The organism is Acidilobus sp. 7A (genome assembly GCF_003431325.1).
GTDB lineage: Archaea > Thermoproteota > Thermoprotei_A > Sulfolobales > Acidilobaceae > Acidilobus.
In genome coordinates this window covers 1-16,179 of record NZ_CP010515.1, presented here as the reverse complement: position 1 = coordinate 16,179, position 16,179 = coordinate 1, and the positions used below count along the sequence as shown (strand labels likewise).

General features: G+C 58.2%; 20 protein-coding genes. 6 read left to right on the top strand and 14 right to left on the bottom strand.

From position 1 onward, the window contains the following. Positions 1-266 precede the first annotated feature (266 nt). A complete protein-coding gene (locus SE86_RS00085; protein WP_117353654.1) occupies positions 267-683 on the bottom strand; it encodes a hypothetical protein in 417 nt (138 codons plus the stop codon). Positions 684-1,024: 341 nt separating this feature from the next. Here SE86_RS00085 and SE86_RS07915 point away from each other — a divergent pair, with 341 nt between their 5' ends. The 3 genes from SE86_RS07915 (at position 1,025) to SE86_RS00075 (ending at position 2,525) form a co-directional block, all read left to right on the top strand. After that, positions 1,025-1,165: a hypothetical protein gene (locus tag SE86_RS07915; protein ID WP_158543040.1), complete on the top strand. Its 141-nt coding sequence runs from the start codon at positions 1,025-1,027 to the stop codon at positions 1,163-1,165. Between the two features lie 52 nt (positions 1,166-1,217). Beyond that, positions 1,218-1,817 (top strand): alpha/beta hydrolase, encoded by a 600-nt coding sequence (locus SE86_RS00080; protein WP_117353652.1) that lies wholly within the window; start codon positions 1,218-1,220, stop codon positions 1,815-1,817. A 303-nt stretch (positions 1,818-2,120) separates the two neighbouring features. Further along, positions 2,121-2,525 carry a class I SAM-dependent methyltransferase gene (locus SE86_RS00075; RefSeq protein ID WP_117353650.1) on the top strand — a complete coding sequence of 135 codons (405 nt, stop codon included), beginning with the start codon at positions 2,121-2,123 and terminating at the stop codon, positions 2,523-2,525. Between the two features lie 64 nt (positions 2,526-2,589). Here SE86_RS00075 and SE86_RS08060 read toward each other — a convergent pair whose 3' ends face one another. Then, positions 2,590-2,877 (bottom strand): hypothetical protein, encoded by a 288-nt coding sequence (locus SE86_RS08060; RefSeq protein WP_179948719.1) that lies wholly within the window; start codon positions 2,875-2,877, stop codon positions 2,590-2,592. A 495-nt stretch (positions 2,878-3,372) separates the two neighbouring features. Between SE86_RS08060 and SE86_RS08270 the strand changes: the two genes are divergently transcribed. Next, positions 3,373-3,501 (top strand): hypothetical protein, encoded by a 129-nt coding sequence (locus SE86_RS08270; RefSeq protein WP_257791315.1) that lies wholly within the window; start codon positions 3,373-3,375, stop codon positions 3,499-3,501. A 30-nt stretch (positions 3,502-3,531) separates the two neighbouring features. On the opposite strand, the gene SE86_RS00065 is transcribed toward SE86_RS08270, so the two are convergent. Then, positions 3,532-4,947 carry an FAD-linked oxidase C-terminal domain-containing protein gene (locus SE86_RS00065; protein ID WP_211096586.1) on the bottom strand — a complete coding sequence of 472 codons (1,416 nt, stop codon included), beginning with the start codon at positions 4,945-4,947 and terminating at the stop codon, positions 3,532-3,534. A 60-nt stretch (positions 4,948-5,007) separates the two neighbouring features. Between SE86_RS00065 and deoC the strand changes: the two genes are divergently transcribed. Further along, the gene (gene deoC / locus SE86_RS00060) at positions 5,008-5,748 is read left to right on the top strand and encodes a deoxyribose-phosphate aldolase (RefSeq protein WP_117353647.1); all 741 of its coding nucleotides are present in this window, start codon (positions 5,008-5,010) and stop codon (positions 5,746-5,748) included. Here the strand turns inward: deoC and SE86_RS00055 are convergent. The 6 genes from SE86_RS00055 to acnA form a co-directional block, all read right to left on the bottom strand. Next, on the bottom strand, positions 5,734-5,925 hold the full coding sequence (locus SE86_RS00055; RefSeq protein ID WP_117353645.1) for a hypothetical protein: 192 nt from the start codon (positions 5,923-5,925) through the stop codon (positions 5,734-5,736). The two genes, deoC and SE86_RS00055, sit on opposite strands and share 15 nt — an antisense overlap. A gap of 91 nt (positions 5,926-6,016) precedes the next feature. Further along, positions 6,017-6,538 carry a hypothetical protein gene (locus SE86_RS00050; protein ID WP_117353643.1) on the bottom strand — a complete coding sequence of 174 codons (522 nt, stop codon included), beginning with the start codon at positions 6,536-6,538 and terminating at the stop codon, positions 6,017-6,019. Between the two features lie 77 nt (positions 6,539-6,615). Further along, complete coding sequence (locus SE86_RS00045; protein ID WP_117353641.1) at positions 6,616-6,831, bottom strand: hypothetical protein; 216 nt, start codon at positions 6,829-6,831, stop codon at positions 6,616-6,618. A gap of 344 nt (positions 6,832-7,175) precedes the next feature. Then, the gene (locus SE86_RS00040) at positions 7,176-8,324 is read right to left on the bottom strand and encodes an RNA-guided endonuclease TnpB family protein (RefSeq protein WP_211096585.1); all 1,149 of its coding nucleotides are present in this window, start codon (positions 8,322-8,324) and stop codon (positions 7,176-7,178) included. Continuing rightward, positions 8,325-8,456, bottom strand: a complete 132-nt coding sequence (locus SE86_RS08265; protein ID WP_148666715.1) for a hydrogenase maturation nickel metallochaperone HypA — start codon at positions 8,454-8,456, stop codon at positions 8,325-8,327. 382 nt (positions 8,457-8,838) lie between these two features. Next, positions 8,839-11,550 (bottom strand): aconitate hydratase AcnA, encoded by a 2,712-nt coding sequence (gene acnA, locus SE86_RS00035; RefSeq protein ID WP_117353639.1) that lies wholly within the window; start codon positions 11,548-11,550, stop codon positions 8,839-8,841. Between the two features lie 73 nt (positions 11,551-11,623). Here acnA and SE86_RS00030 point away from each other — a divergent pair, with 73 nt between their 5' ends. After that, a complete protein-coding gene (locus SE86_RS00030; RefSeq protein ID WP_148666714.1) occupies positions 11,624-12,763 on the top strand; it encodes an NAD(P)/FAD-dependent oxidoreductase in 1,140 nt (379 codons plus the stop codon). Here the strand turns inward: SE86_RS00030 and SE86_RS00025 are convergent. The 5 genes from SE86_RS00025 to SE86_RS00005 form a co-directional block, all read right to left on the bottom strand. Beyond that, positions 12,760-13,827, bottom strand: coding sequence for a DHH family phosphoesterase (locus SE86_RS00025; RefSeq protein WP_148666713.1), 1,068 nt, complete (start codon positions 13,825-13,827; stop codon positions 12,760-12,762). The genes SE86_RS00030 and SE86_RS00025 overlap by 4 nt on opposite strands. Then, positions 13,827-14,075 (bottom strand): hypothetical protein, encoded by a 249-nt coding sequence (locus tag SE86_RS00020; protein WP_148666712.1) that lies wholly within the window; start codon positions 14,073-14,075, stop codon positions 13,827-13,829. The genes SE86_RS00025 and SE86_RS00020 overlap by 1 nt, the downstream gene beginning before the upstream one ends. 61 nt (positions 14,076-14,136) lie before the next feature. Then, entirely contained in the window at positions 14,137-14,592 is a 456-nt protein-coding gene (gene moaC / locus SE86_RS00015) for a cyclic pyranopterin monophosphate synthase MoaC (RefSeq protein ID WP_117354992.1), read from the bottom strand. A 54-nt stretch (positions 14,593-14,646) separates the two neighbouring features. After that, positions 14,647-14,910, bottom strand: coding sequence for a helix-turn-helix domain-containing protein (locus SE86_RS00010; RefSeq protein ID WP_117353631.1), 264 nt, complete (start codon positions 14,908-14,910; stop codon positions 14,647-14,649). 11 nt (positions 14,911-14,921) lie between these two features. Then, positions 14,922-16,166, bottom strand: a complete 1,245-nt coding sequence (locus tag SE86_RS00005) for an AAA family ATPase (protein ID WP_211096583.1) — start codon at positions 16,164-16,166, stop codon at positions 14,922-14,924. Between the last annotated feature and the right edge of the window lie 13 nt (positions 16,167-16,179).

Genomic DNA, 16,179 nt, shown 5'->3' with positions numbered 1-16,179 from the left:
TGTTAATAAGTGTTCACACGGTGGGGCCTCACCCTTCAGGGCAGGCGTGTGTCTGTCAACTCCGCGGCTGCGCAGCAGGCTGACCACGTCTAAACAGTGAAGCTAGCACTTTACTAAAAATAATAAGGTTCGCCTCCTTAGCGCCTCCCTTGCTGTGGAAAGCGTTTGCCCCACACTTTCATTTCACTCATTCTTGGGCAGAGCCCTCTCAAGGACCTCAGCCGCCCTCATAACAATTTTAGTGGCAGCGTCCCTGCCCGCCGCGGCTATAACCTTGGCACATAACGCGCTCTACGCGCCCAGGCCTGCCAGGAGGGAGACCATCCTATAACACTAGCAGCCACCCCCACGGCGGCGCCTATGTTCTCGAAGTTGGGGCTGAGCACCAGGGCCTTATGCCTCCACTTGACCGGCATTATCTCCGCCAACAGCGCCAGGCCGACAGGCACCTCGCCCTTGACCCCTATCATTGAGAGCGTGTAGACCGCCAGGAAAATGGCCATCTGGGCCGGCCCTGGCTTAAGCAGGAGGAGGTCAGCCGCAATTATGGCGCTGCCTGCCCCGTAGAGGCTCATGGTAACTATGTACATGCCCTTCCTTCCCAGGGCCCTGTCAGAGAGCCAGGAGAGGGTGAGATCTCCTATGGGGGCGACCACTACTATGTAGACGACGTTCTGGTACACCGGGTAAACGGCGTAGGCGAGGGCGTTTAATACGCTCCATATGAAGAACTCTACGGCTGTGGAGGCGTATGTTAACGTGTGGGCCCTGCCCTACCTGGCCCTGTCAAGCGTCAGGCCCAGGTCCTTGGGTAACCTGGCACACCTTAGAGAACAGTTGTTCTCTACATTTTAAGCTCTCGCCGGGGCTTCGGCGTGGGCTAACGGGGCAGCGGCGCCAAGTCCACAGGCCCCATATATAGGCCCACTTAAAGGCCCCCAACAGCTGAGAAACCTCTCGGTGGCCCTCAACGCTCGAGGTTGTAATTGGGGACTCCAGGTTCTTCGCGTGCGAGGCCTGCGGCATGGTGTACTCAAGCAAGGACCTGGCGAAGGAGTGCGAAGCCTGGTGCAATTCGCACGGCTCCTGCAACCTTGACATAACCAAGAACGCCATAGGTAAGATAAGGAGGGCGGGCCTCAGGATAGGGAGGCCCAGGCCCTGAGCGGCGGGGCCCGTTTTTAACCTGCGGCTCCCTCGCCGCCTGGGCGAGCGGCGTGCCCGACAAGTACGTTAACGTTAGAGGAGTCAGAGTTCATTACATAGAGGAGGGCTCAGGGACCCCGGTCGTCATGATGCCGGGGGCCGCCTTCAACGCAAGGACTTGGGTCCAGGTGGGCTTAGTAAAGGCCGTGGCTGACGCCGGCTTCAGGGCCATCTCTGTAGACCCGCCTGGCCAGGGCGAGACGCCGCAGGGCAAGTACGGCTTCGGCGGCGGCGTCAAGTTCCTGGAGGACTTTCTGCCTATGGTAAACTTTTCCTCGGGCGTGCTCCTTGGGGCCAGCCTCGGGGGCAACACGGTTGCCATGTACGCCCTGGCCCACCCTGACAGGGTGCTGGGCCTAGTGCTCGTGGGAGCTGTTGACCTGGCGAGGCACGGTCCTCAGTTCAAGGTGCTGACGGGGAAGCCTATACTTCTAATATGGGGCAGCCACGACGACGTATCGCCAATAGAAAACGCTGAGGCCGTCATAAGCCGGGTCAGCACGGCCGAGCTCGTGAGGATAGGCGAGAGGCACGCATGCTACCTGGACGACCCGGCCGGGTTCACCCAGACAGTAGTTGACTTCCTGAGGACGAGGACCTCAACGGCATAACCTGCCTTGCTTATTATTAATGCGCGTTTGACCTTCTAATCCTTTTAGGCCGCTTACAGAGAAAGAGGTCATGTATTGAACTTGACGCAGGCCCAGGAGGCCTCGGCAAAGATAGCTACAAGGCGCAAGGCCCCAAACAGCTGAGGTTCAGGGACCTCCTCTTCATATCGTTTGGCGGCCAGGCCCCACTTATATCAATGTTAACGTTTGGGACAGCCATGATAGCCTTGGCCGGCAGCGGCGCCGCGCTGGCCATGATATAGCTACCACTATCGTGAGCGTGACGGCCTCGTCCTCTACTCGGTGCTCTTCACCCACCTGAGCGGGGCCTCAGGAGCCAAGGTGCTCGACCTGGGCTCAGCCATGGGGTACTCTACCCTCTGGATATCAAAGGCCCTCGAGGAGGCCTGCTCAGGCCAGTGCGATGTGATAGCCGTTGAGGTCAGGGGCGACAGGGTTAAGGCTGCCCAGGACTTCTTCAGGGGCGTTGAGCTCAAGAGGGCCAAGGTATCATTCGCTGAGGGCGACGCCGTGGGTCTGCTAGAGGGCGTTGACGATGAGAGTATTGACGCTGCCTTTGTAGATGTCCACGTCTGCATGTACCCTAAGGTAGCGGAGCTCCTGCTCAGGAAGCTCAAGCGCGGCGGCCTGGCGGTATTCCATAACGCCATAAGGCCGCCCCTCCTGCCGAGACCTTCCAGGTGCTGATCAGGGCTGGGTGGCGCTTCGCCGTGGTGCCTACCCTAGAGGGAGTCCTGATAGCCAGGAAGCCCTAGAGGAGCGCAACGAGGGCGTAGGCCCCGGCCATGATGGTCGTGAGGGCGACTAGGACGAGACCCACTGTGAGCCACCAGAGCAGGAAGAACGGGTTGAGGGCCGTGAGGGCGAGGCCTGAGAAGTACGGCCCCGAGGCCGGCGGGTCTGCCTGGCTGACCTGCCTGCCCCTGATGAGCCTGAGGCCTTCTAGAAGCGCTATTGCGGAGAAGTAAGCTATGAAGCCCCCATGAGGGCCGCGAGGCGTACTTAACTGCTGGGAGGCCGAGGGCCCACCTGAGCCCATAGGCCGCCGTCCCAATGGCTACTATGAAGAGGAGCTTGAAGCTCAAGGAGGCAGCCATGATGCACGCCGAGGGCGTCCAGCTCGGGGAGCTGAGGCACGGCCCCATGGTGCTGGCGAGGGACCAGTGCCCAATATAGTGATAATGTCTAGGGAGGAGGCGGTGGAGCTCTACTCCAGGGTCGTGGAGGAGCTGAGAGCCAGGCATGCCAAGTTATTTTGAGGTTTCAGAGGATCAGGCTCCCTGCCCCTTCAGCCGGCCGGAGACATGGCTGAGCTATACCCAATAGCGGCTGCAGCGCTGCTCCAGCTCTTTGCGTACAGGATCGGCGTCAAGAGGGACTGCCGATAGACTCACTGCCCGGGCTAGCCAAGGCGATAACCACTTAAGGTGGGTCTCTGCCTGTACACATTTCATTATCTGTTAATGTCTATTTTTACAGATTCTGCAATTAGAATTACTGTTTAAAAACCCACAGAAGTAGAGAAGTGCAGGGAGTGGAAGTGCAGACGGTCAGGGCTGAGAACAGGGCTGCAGGCAGGGTCGTCAGGACCCCTCACGGCCAGGTGGACTCCCTGCAGCTGAACCTGATGGCCCAGAGCGGCCTCTACAGGCTCACACGCTGACCTCCTCCCCGCCTTAAAAGGCGAGGCTTTTCAGTTGTAACCCTTTTTGTCACTGAAGAGCTTGCCTGGGTTGAGTATGCCCCTCGGGTCGAAGGCTGCCTTTATGGCCCTCATGAGCCCCAGCTGCCTCTCCCCCACGGCCCTCCTGAGGGCCTCCCTCTTGATTATGCCTATGCCGTGCTCAGCGCTCACAGCCCCTCCAAGTCTCAATGCAACGTCAACGACATCATCAAACCACTGGGCCGCAGCCTTTGAGGACTCAGGGTCTGTGGGGTCGAAGCCTATGGCCGGGTGCAGGTTCCCGTCGCCTATGTGGCCGCCTAGCGACGACGTTATGCCGTACTTTGAGTCAAGCGACCTCAGGGCCCTTATTGCATCAGGCACCCTGGAGGGCGGCACCACTATGTCCTCGATGAAGAGCTGGAAGGGCCTGCCCTCCCTCCTGAACATGTTCACCTGGGCGGGGAAGAGGGACCTCCTGAGCTGGTAGAGCGGCTCGGCCTCAGCTTCGCTCTCAGCAGTGTAGACACCCCTGGCCCCTGATGACCTCATGAGGTCCTCGAGCCACCTGAGGTGCCTCTCAGAGCTCTCCGGGGTGCTCTCGAGGCTTACAAGGAGCATGTCGCCCTTTGCCTCGAAGGGCAGGCTAACCGCCTGTGATGCCATCTCAACAGTTGGGGCATCCATGAACTCGGCTATGTAGGGCTGGACCCTGCTTGACTTTATTGATATGTATGCCTTCATGAGGGACTCTATGTCGTCGAAGAAGGCCAACGCCGTGACAACCTTCTCAGGCAACGGGGCTATCCTTAAGGTAGCCCTTGTGACTACGGCTAGGGTGCCCTCGCTGCCAACTATGAGCCTCACGAGATCGTAGCCCTCCCTGCACTTTACAGTGCGGCAGCCAAGCTCGAGCCTTGTGCCGGCCTCGTCAGCTAAGACCACCTCAAGGCCGTTGACCCAGTCCTTCATTGTACCGTACTTAGCTCCCCTCATGCCGCCCGCCCCGTTGTTTATTGACCCGCCCACGGTTGCTACCGCCTGGCTGGCCGGGTCTACCGGGAACATGTAGCCGCGCTTTGAGAGCTCCACGTTCAGGTCATCTATCCTGACGCCGGGCTCCACGTCAGTCGTTGAGTCAACGAGGCTGACGTCAAGTATCGACGACATCCTCTCAAGGCTGAGGACTATGCCCCCATTGAGCGGGACAGCGTTGCCTGAGAGGCTGCTCGAGCTCCCCTGCGGGTATATTGGCGTGTCATTAGCGTAGCAGGTGGCCACCACCCTGCTGACCTCCTGGGGCGTCGAGGGGAAGACTACAGCCTCGGCCTGGGCCGTGAGGCCGTCCGGCTCCCTGGAGTAAAGGCCCACCACGTTCCTGTCAGCTATTACCTTCTCCTCGCCGAGCTCGTCAAGGAGCTCCTTAACCGTCTTTGAGCGCTCCAAGCGCCCACCTATCCCCTTATACTTAATAACGCCAATAAGCTTACCTCCAGGGGAGCGCTGATGACTGACCTGAGCCTCATGAGGCTCATCGACCACACGCTGCTCAAGCCCTACTCAACGCTTGAAGACGTGAGGAGGGTCTTCAACGAAGCCGTCAGCTTCGGCTGCCACTCGATCTGCGTGAACCCAGTTTACGTGAGCCTTGCCAGGAGCCTAGTGGACGACGCAGGGGCCTACCTGAAGGTATGCTCGGTCATAGACTTTCCCTTTGGATCCATGGACACGGAGTCCAGGGTACAGGCCATAGTTAGGACTGCCGCTAACGGGGCAGATGAAGTGGATGTAGTAGCGCCCATCACGCTGGTTAAGTCGAGCCGCTGGGCCGAGGTGGCCAGGGACTTGAGGAGGGTTGTGAGGGCTGCCCACGGGGAGGGCCTAGTAATAAAGGTCATAGTGGAGGACGCGTACACCACGAGGGACGAGAAGCTGAAGCTCTATGAGACCGTTGCCACCTCAGGGGCCGACTTCATAAAGACCAGCACAGGCTTTGAGGACAGGGAGTACGCGTCGTCTATAGGAAACATGCCAGGGGCCCAGGCAGACAACGTAAGGCTTATGGCAGAGGTTGCAAACAGGTACAACCCCTCCCTTGGAATAAAGGCCGCCGGCGGCATAAGGACCCTGAGGCAGGTACAAGAGCTCCTTGAGGCCTCTGGAAGGCCACCGGACCCCTCAAGGTTTAGGATTGGCACGAGCGCGGCGGCCTCCATATGGAGGGACTTAAGCTCAGGCAGAGCTTGACCCTTTAACTGCCCCTATGGCCTTCAGGGCCTTAATTAGCAGGGGAACGGTAGCTATGACTACGTCATCTATCATTGATATTCCAAGGGCTCCTACCAACTCTCCCAGGTAGGCGTGATGCGACGCCAAGACCCAGGCCAGCGATGTGAGTACCGCCAGGCCCTGGGCTACATACATGAACTTCCCTGACTTTCGTCGTTTCAACTCTGGAGGATCACCTGCCTGCTCTTATAGCAGGTTTAGGGGAGGTTAAAAAGTTTAGTGAGACTTAAAGAATTATGGCATCGTCGCTTAGGACTCTGACTTTGCTGGGCCGACCCTTCCTTGAAAGCGCGCCGATCCTGAGCAGCTCCTCCACTACATGAGCTAGCTGGGGGAGATCGGCCCCCATCCTGTCGACCAGCCTCCATATGGCATCGCTGGCCGACTTGACCTCATCCCTGCTTATTATACCTCTTAAAATCAGCTCAGGGGCCACGGAGACAAATATAGCCTTTGAGTAGTCATCGGGCCCTATAGACTTCAGCGCCTCTATATAATAACTTCCCAGGGGCCTCAGCACATCATCGCTCAGGAGCCCCTCCCTGAGCAGGGTCACCGCAATAAGCCAGGCGGCCATTCTGACCTGCAAACTGCTCGAGGAGAGCATCGAGAGGATCCTTGTGCGGTGAGCCATTACCTTAGCCCTAACTTCCTTAGATGTCAGATTTTTAATCGCCTCGTCCCATACCTTAATGGCTATGCCGTCGTCCTGGTAGTCTAGCAGCTCTAAGTAGTTCGAGGACTCCAACGCAGGTATCCCACATATTGCACACAGAAAACAAACCCTTTAAACTTATGTAACAATTACTTCATCAAAAACCCTTTTCATGACAGCGGCCTATAGGATGGCTTTGACGGTATCGCTGATAGAGAATCCGTTGACCTCATTCTCACATCATAGCCTTCTAAAACCCACCACAGGGCCTCCACCAGCCCGACAAGCTCCATGGCAAGCCCGTACAGTGCGAAGTCAAACTCTGAGAAGCTGTACGTGACATAAGTGGAGGCCGTGTAGGTGGTCATCGCCAGTGTCAGGTTCAAAGATTGAGCTTCTACTAAAACAAGGAGAAGCGTAGTGGGAAGCTAGGCCTTTGAGAGCTCTTCTTTTCTTTCTCTCATTTGGGGGCCGGCGCCCCTTATATCGTTGCTTATGTTTGGGACGGCCACGATTATACTTGCAGGCGAGGCCGCGCCCCTGGCCATGCTTATAGCTACGGTCGTGGTTAGCCTGACCTCCTCCCCGCCCTAAAGGGCGAGGGTTCCCTTAGGGCGGTTCACAGGTTCCCCCCATCTGTTCGGGCTTACATCTGTCATTTGGGGGGCAGTCGGGGAGGCCAGAGATCCCCCCATCTTGCCAAGCGCCCTCCCCTCAATGTTAAGCACGGCTATGCTGTTGTCATTTGGGGGGCAGTCGGGGAGGCCAGAGATCCCCCCATCTTGCCAAGCGCCCTCCCCTCAATGTTAAGCACGGCTATGCTGTCCCTGTCGGCCTCAAGGCCGCAGTTAGGGCACCTGAGCCTGCGATAGCCAACCTCCACTAGCTTAGTACCGCACCTTGGACACGTTGAGGATGTGCCAGCGGGTTCAACTACGAACAGCGGCACGCCGCCCTTCTCGGCCTGCCAGTCTAACCAGAACCCCAGCCTCCTGTAGCCGAGCGCAATTAGGGCGGTCCTATGGCTCTTCGGGAGCTCCCTTAGGCTCTCCACCAGCCCCGTGAGGTCCTCCCTGGCTACCGCCAGCTGGCTTTGTTTTGCTAGCGACACGATTATATGAGCCGTCCTCCTGGCCCAGTCCTCTATGATGTTCCTGGCCTTCCTGTGGAAGTGCCTTACCCTCCTCCTTACGCCGCTCCTCCTGCGCCAGGCGCTGTATTTGGGGGAGGAGTACTTCCCCTGAAGCCTTTCAGCAAGCCTCCTGTAGCGCAGGGCCCTCTCAACGGGCGTCTCTATCCTTTGCTCAACGCTTGAGTTGCCCACGACTATCTGCCTCTCATTTACATCAACGGCAAGCACCCCCTTAGGGGCGTACTTTGCTGGCCTAGGCACACGCTTAGCTACATAAAGGTCAAACCTGCCGTCCCTAAATACGAGCCTGGCCTCCCTATTAGGGAAGTCGTCATACCTCCTGTCCCAGCCGATGACTCTGAGCCTGTAACTCCCTGCCAGCTCCACGTGGTCGCCCTTGACCCTGTAGCCCAGTCCGTGCGTCAGCCACATACTCAGGCCCTTAACTGTGGGCGTACTGCCCCTTCTCGGGTTCTTAAGCCACGACCTGGCTATGGCTATGGCCTCCCTGTAGCAGTCCTGGGCGACCCTGGCTGGCAGGCCGTACCTCTCCCTCAGGGTGCTGTACAGGAGCCTGTGGGCCTTAGTGAGGCTCAGGGCCCTGCTCGCTATCAGCGTCCTTACCGAGTAGTTGAGGGCGTCCCTGTACCTCCTCATTAGGTCCAGCAAGGCCTGCTGGCTTTCGGGCTCGGGGCTAACCTTCATCCTCACGGTCACGGTTAGCGCTCCCTCACCGCCCGTGAGCATTCACTCCACCCTGTTCTTCTGAATGTTTACCTTCCTCAGGCAGTTGGGGCAGGTGGCGTAGTACATCTTCTTTCCCTTGTAGTCCCAGACGTAGCCGCAGTGCGGGCACCGCAGCTTTACAATCACTACCACCTAACTACTACCAGGAAAACAGGGCCTTATAGGCTTTTCTGGTCATCCCGCCTTAAAAGGCGAGGCTTTTCAGTTGTAAACGGCCTCGTGGTTTACTTTATTGGCTTCTTCTAACGCAATTATACTCAACATTGTTGGCGGCAGGCCCAGGGTCAGCGCGCTAAGGAGATGCGGGCACGGCACTCTCAGAGCGGCATATGTGGAAGAGTATTTAAGCTCCTGTTGTCCCACATAAGTGGGGGTGATAGCTCTAGAGGACGAAGCTCCTAGGAGAGATCACCCTATACTTTCATCAAAAAGAGCTGTTTTGTAAGGCTTCCATGCCCCCACCCTTACTTCCTTATGTTTAGACTTGAAAAAGGCCCGAAGAGTTTTATGATGTCTAACGTTTGCCTCCCTTTTCCTTGGCCTCCTCCGCCAGCTTCCTGAGCATGTAGTGCAGTATGCCGCCGTGCCTTATGTACTCGACCTCTATTGGTGTGTCGACCCTGGCCTTCGCTTTAAACTCTATAACCCTGCCGTCGGGCTTGGTGGCCCTTATGGTAAGTATCTTCCCAGGGGTCAGGTCTGAGAGCCCTATGATGTCGTAGGTTTCGCTCCCGTCGAGGCCTAGCTCATCGGGTCCCTCACCTGACGTGAACTCTATAGGCACTATGCCCATGCCGACAAGGTTGCTCCTGTGTATCCTCTCAAAGCTCTTAGCTATGACGGCCTTGACGCCCAGCAGGTACGGTCCCTTCGCGGCCCAGTCCCTGCTGCTCCCCACGCCGTACTGCGCCCTGCCAAGCACTATCACTGGTATGCCGGCCTGCCTGTACTTCACGGCTGCGTCAAAGACGTGCATGACCTCTTTGGTGGGCCAATATATTGTGTAGCCTCCCACCTTGTCAGGCGTCAGCAGGTTCTTGAACTTGGGGTTGTCGAAAGTGCACCTCATCATGACCTCGTGGTTGCCCCTCCTGCTGCCGCACGTGTTGAGGTCCTCGGGCTTCACCCCAAGGCTCATGAGGTACTGACCCGCCTTTGAGCTCGGGCTTATGGCCCCGGCGGGGCTTATGTGGTCCGTGCTTATCCTGTCTGGGGCATAAATGAGCACCCTGGCGCCCCTTATGTCCTTGAGCGGCTCCGGGCTCTCAGTCATGCCCTCGAAGAACGGCGGCCTCTTTAGATAGGTGCTGTTTGGGTCCCACTGGAACGTCGGGCTGGCCGGGGCCTCGAGCTTTATCCACTCCTCCGTGCCCTCAAACACGTCGCTGTACTTCTCCTGGAACTCCTTTGGGTCGAGGGCTCCCTGCACGTACTTAGCGACGTCCTCAGCAGAGGGCCATATGTCCTTGAGGTACACGGGCTCGCCGTTGGGGTCGTAGCCTATGGGCTCCCTGTTGAAGTCTATGTCTATCCTGCCAGCCAGGGCGTAGGCGACGACGAGCGGGGGCGACGCCAGGAAGGCCCCTGAGGCCAGCGGGTGTATCCTGCCCTCGAAGTTCCTGTTACCGCTGAGCACTGCAGCTGTGTAAACCTTCTCAGCCTTTATGAAGTCCTCGACCTCCTTCCTCAGCGGGCCAGTGTTGCCAATGCAGACAGTGCAGCCGTAGCCAGTTATGTGGAAGCCAAGGGCCTCAAGGTAGGGCATCAGGCCGAGCCTCTCAAGGTAGGTCGTGACGACCCTGCTGCCTGGGGCGTTGCTCGTCTTAACCCACGGCTTAGACCTCAGGCCGCGCTCAACGGCCTTCTTGGCCAGCAGACCTGCCATTATTAGGTTAGTCGGGTTGCTGGTATTAGTGCAGCTGGTTATGGCAGCTATTATTACCATGCCGTCGCCGACGTCGTAGGTCTCGCCGTCTATGATGAGCTTTGCTGACTTCCTCTGCCTTCCCTGGGACTTGACATAGGACTCCATGATCGACGTGAGCTCCTCCTTGGCTGATGCGAGTGGTATCCTGTCCTCTGGGTGGGCAGGCCCCGCTATGGCTGGCTCCACGTTGCTCAGGTTGACCTCTATGACCTGGCTGTAGGAGGGCTCAGGAGCGCTCTCGTCATACCAGAGGCCGACCCTCTTGGCGTACTCCTCGACAAAGGCCGCGTGCCTCGGGTCCCTGCCGCTCTGCACCAGGTAGTTTACAGTGACCCCGTCAATCGGGAAGTAGCCCATTGTAGCCCCGTACTCTGGGGCCATGTTTGCTATTGTGGCTCTGTCAGGGACGCTCAGGTACTTGAGGCCTGGGCCAAAGAACTCAACGAACTTGCCGACGACGTTAGCCTTCCTGAGCAGCTCCGTTATGTAGAGCACTATGTCGGTTGGCGTTACCCCCTCCTTAGGCTTGCCGACCAGTCTAACCCCGACGACTGGGGGCACTAGCATGTAGTAGGGCTGGCCAAGTATGACAGCCTCCGCCTCTATGCCGCCGACGCCCCAGCCCAGCACGCCGAGGCCGTTTATCATCGTCGTGTGGCTGTCGGTGCCGAGCACGCTGTCGGGATACGCCATAAGGCCCCTGCGCCTGTCGTTTCCTACCCAGACCACCTTTGCAAGGTACTCAAGGTTTATCTGATGTATTATGCCCTTGCCAGGCGGCACGACCCTCAGGTTCTGGAAGGACTTCTGAGCCCACTTCAGGAACCTGTACCTCTCGGAGTTCCTCTCGAACTCCTTCTCCATGTTCTTCTTGAGCGCCAGGGCGGTGCCGTAGTAGTCTACCTGAACACTGTGGTCTATTATCAGGTCAACAGGTATTAGGGGGTTGACAAGGTTTGGGTCATAGCCCATCTTGGTGAACTGGTCCCTCATAGTCGCCAGGTCCACTACAGCCGGGACGCCGGTGAGGTCCTGCATGACGACCCTCGCGGGCAGAAGGGGCATCTCAACCTTACCGGCGCTCTCCTTCCAGTTGAATATTGTCTCGAGGTCCTCGTCCCTCACTATGAAGCCGTCATAGTTTCTGACTATGTTCTCAAGCAGCACCCTTATTGAGTATGGCATCTCGCTGACCTTAGCCAGCCCCTTCTCCTCAAGCCTCCGCAAGTTGACTATTGTCAGGGGCCCTGCGTAGGAGTCCATCTTCTCAAAGGCTACGCTAATATCATGCGCGCTCAACTTTGACCCGAGGGCAGGTGAGCATCTGAATTTTTAGCTATTGCGAGTGCGCGCGCACTTGCAGGTCCAGGGCTTGAGGGCGGCTGTAATAGGAGCAGGATTCTCAGGCCTGATGTTTGCCACGGCACTGGCGCAGGCTGGAGTCAACGTTGACCTATTTGAGGAGCACAGAAGGGTCGGCTTCCCTGAGCACTGCACTGGCCTCATATCAAGGGCCACAGAGGAGATGATAGGCGGCCCTGCCCTCAAGTCAGAGCTGGGGGTCATAGAGAGCTTCGTGATATCAGGTCCAAGGCTTTCCCTCAGGCTCAGGGCCTCGCAGCCCATAGTGAAGCTGAACAGGGTGAGGCTGGAGGAGCTCATGCTTGAGGGGGCAGAGGCCGAGGGCGTTAAGTTCATAGACGGCGTGAAGACCAGGCCCCTCCCGGATGGAACTGTCCTCCCCCTAGGCAAAAGCTATGACGTCGTGATCCTCGCAGAGGGCTTCAACGGAACCGCCAGGAGACAGCTTGGAATAGGCTTTAACGGAGAGGTGACTTATGGCGTCAATGCAGAGGCCGAGGACGGCGGAAGCCCTGACTTTGAGGCGAAGTTTGATGAAACTACCTCGGATGGCTTCTTTTCATGGAGGGTGACCCTGAGGTCCGTGAGCGTCGTCGGCACGGCGTCGAGACGCCCCAGCGTCCTAGCTGCAAAGCTCAGGGAGGCCATGAAGGCCCACAATGTAGAAGGTGACATCGTGAAGACGTATGGGGGCCCCATAATAACTGGCCCGCCGTCAGATAAGGTGAGGCTCGGCAGGGTAGTTGTCGTTGGGGACGCCGCCTCCATGAACAAGCCGCTCACGGGCGGCGGGCTGTACCCCTCTGCGGCAGCCTCAAGGATGGCCCAGCGGATGATAGCCAAAGGAATCAGCGTCGCTGACGCCCTTGAGGCTTCTGTGAAGAGCGTTAACAGGGGGCTGAGGAGGAGCTACCACATGTCAAAGCTCCTTCACTCACGCCCCGAGGCTGTTGACCTCCTCGTCTACGCTGCCACGTCGTCAGGGCTGGCCGAGGAGGTCTCAGGCAAGGTGGACTATGACATTCACTTCAGCCTGTTCAGAGAGTCTGCCAGGAGCTGGAGGGCCTACTACGGCGCCCTAAGGGCGCTCGTAAGAAGCCCTGCGAACTCGCTTAGGCTCCTCGCGTCACTTATAACTGACATTATTTAGGCCAGGAGTATGGACCCAGCGAGCTCCTCCATGGACCTTATGACCTCCTTTACGGTGACGTCAAGGGACTCCTGGGGCACCTCGAGGGAGACGACATTGTTGCCCAGCTGGCTCTTGCCACCTGCGCTGAGGCCCTTTGAGCGAAGCCGCTCTATGAGAGGCCTTGAGTCCCTAAGCCCCCTGACGTAGACCTTGCCGACGCCGCCCTCAAGCGAGTAAACCACCACCGCCTTACCTGGGTTTTGCCTCGCTAGCTGCCTGGCTATCATGCCTGTCACCCTGTAGCTTGCTTTTATTCCATATATCATTACCCTGCCGCCCAGCGCCTCACCCCTCTCGGCGTCGTTGATAGCCCTCCTCATGTCAGCCTCCACGGCCTCCCTGGCGTTTGTCATCCTTGGGTCGCTGAGTATGGCCTGACATGGGTCGACGCCGCCATATGCTAGTGAGTAGGCCAGGCCACCTATGACGTCAGTAAGCCTTGCAGCCTCCGAGGCCCAGAGCTGCATGGCGCATTCCCTTATGAGGCCTGAGTCCCTCTCAACGTCAAGGCCCAGCTCGTTCATGTAGGCCCTGTAGACCCTGTTGTTCAGGGCCTCCTCCCACAGGTCGCCGTAAATGCTTACAGCTATCAGCATGGGGTCGTAGAACCCCAGGGCATCCGCTATCACGTGGGCCGCGCTCGGCCACAGGCCCATGGGGTCGCCCTCGGCCGCAGGGTTGTAATAGTAAAAGTTGGCGACCCTAGGGTAGGCCGACACGTGGTGATCGATGACTACGACCGGCTTACCGGCTGCGGCCGCCACTATCGAGGCATAGACCTCGGGCTGAACGTTGTAATCCACCACTAGCACAAGGTCCTTGTCAGCTGACAGCCCAGCAACTACGTTCATGAAGTCTGCCTTGGGCCTGTAGGTGAAGGGGGGCACAAGGAAGGAGACGCCCCGCCCCACGAACTGTGCTATCGTTACTGCCGAGGTTACTCCGTCGGCGTCCCAGTGGTGTATTACGAGCGGCTCCCCTCCAGCCAGGAGGGCCGCCAAGGAGTTCCTGTTGAGGCTCATCAGCTGCACCCTGAGGAGCAGAGCTGAATCACGTACTCCGCTATCTGCCTGGCTTTACCCTCCGCGTCTGGGTCCTCAGACCTCCTAAGGATGACCTCAAGGTTGTCTACGAGTGTCCTCATGCTGCTGCTCTCAGGGCCGTCCTTGAGGGCCGCTGTTACGAAGTTCTCTATCTCCATCAGGGTGAAGGGGTCGGCATAGGCGTTGTACTTAGTGAATGCCTTTCTAAGCGCGTCGTGGACCCTCACTTCGCACCCCCGCTTCATGCCTGACGCCAGGGAATAAACATCCTTGTACTTTTGCAGCACCTCACGGGCTATAGGAGTTGCTGCCCCCAGGCTGACCTTTCAGCTTTGACTCCACCACGACGTTCCTTATTGAGGTCACCGGGTACTGGCCGTGCTCGTCCTTCTCATAGGCCTTCACCATGTCCCAGATGGCAAGGAGGCCGGCCATGACGCCCGCGAGGGCGTCCATCTCAACGCCCGTCTCAGCCTTAGTCCTAACGGTTACCCTAACCCTGACGGAGCTCTCGGTGTAGTCAAAGCTGACGTCGACGCCCGTTATAGGTATTGGGTGCGCCAGAGGTATGATCTTGGAGGAGTCCTTGGCTGCCATTATTGCGGCGACTGACGCCACCGCCTCGACGTTGCCCTTCTCAACCCTGCCCTCCCTTATCCTCCTCACGGTCTCGGGCCTCAGAACTATCTCCCCTGAGGCCGCGGCCTCCCTGTAGATCACCGGCTTCTGAGTAACGTCAACCATGTGAGCCATGCTCTCGCCAGGGCTTAGGTGAAGGGGAGGGCTTTAAGGTCTGGCTCAGAGGCTTTCCAGCTGCCTGAGCACCTCGCTCAGTCCACTTACCTTGGGGTCCCTGAGATCAACCATGAACATCCTCAGCCTGCCATACCTTCTCTCCTGCACTATGCCCATTCTGACGAGCTCCTCCAGGTGCCTCTCAACGAGCCTGTGGTTCAGCCCAGACTCCTTGACTATTCTCGTTATGTTTGCCTGCCCCTCGCTGAGCAGGACCTTGAGGACCTTGACCCTCCCCTTGCTGGAGAGGATGTCCTCGGCCCTCAATGAAGACCACCTCACTGGGGCACCTTAGGCCCTCCCGCCCTGTCCATGATTATTGACTCCACGACCTCCCTCAGCCTGTCAGCGGGTATCTCAGGCGGCAGCCTCACCATCGTGGTCCTGCCCCTCTGCGGCAGGTTGCTCACCCTCGCCTCGAGCAGGCCGGCGTTTGAGAGCTCCTTGAGGTACTCGTAGAACTGCGTGTGCCTCCTGGGCTCCTCGCCGTAGGCCCTGGCAAGGCTCTCGTACTCTCCCTTTACCTCACCCGTCGAGAGCCAGCCGCCCCTCGTGGCTATCAGTGTTGAGACCGCCATAAGTATCAGAAGCTCATGGAGGTTGAGGGACCTCATGACCTCAAGCGGTATGTTTGATATAGCGTCAGCGCTTATGGCCCTCCTCACGTGCTCCTCCGTTATCCTGGAGGCCCCCTCGGCCTCAGCCATCTCTGCCGCCATCCTGAGGGTGAGTATTGCCCTCCTGGCGCTCCCGTCCCCTCCTCCCCCTCTCTCAGAGTAGCCGTAGTAGTCAGCTATCATGCCTATTACGTCGTCGCTCCACGCGCTGTCCACGAGGCCCAGGGCCGCCCTCTGCTCAAGAATTGCCCTCAGCTCCTCAGCGGAGTACGGCTTTAGGTAGACCTTGAAGCCTATCTGCGACTCGACCTGGGGTATCCTCTCCCTCATGTAGCTCAGAACCCTGAAGTCCTGCGAAACCAGGAGGAAGTTGAGCCTGTTCACGTTGTCCTTAGGCGGTATCTCCTCGTAGACCCTGAGCAGCATGTAGAGGTCCTCGTTGCTCAACCTGTTTGACATGAGGAGGGACTGGAACTCGTCAAGGACCACGAGCGCGTAGGAGTCCTTTATGTAGAGGTAGTCGGTTATGGCCTTTAACATCTCTATGGCAGCGGTGCCCCTGACAGGTATGTTAACGCCTAGCTCTGAGACAACGCTCGAGAGCATCTGGTGTATGCTGGGGGCCCCATAGACGTTTATGTAGACAGGCCTCAGGATGACGCCCCTGCCCCTCAAGTGCTCCTGAAGCGAGTACGCTACATACTTAGCTAGCGTTGTCTTCCCTATGCCAACCCTTCCTATTGAACCATATATCACGGTTACATCAGTGGCCCCTGGGCCCTCGCTGAAGCGCGACGTGTACCTGCTCAGGAGGGTCTCGGCCTCCTGGTCCCTAACTGGCAGCGTCCTCGGCACGTAGGTCTCCTCGAAGACCCTCCTGTCGCTGAATATCCTGCCCACTATCATGGGAATATCCTCC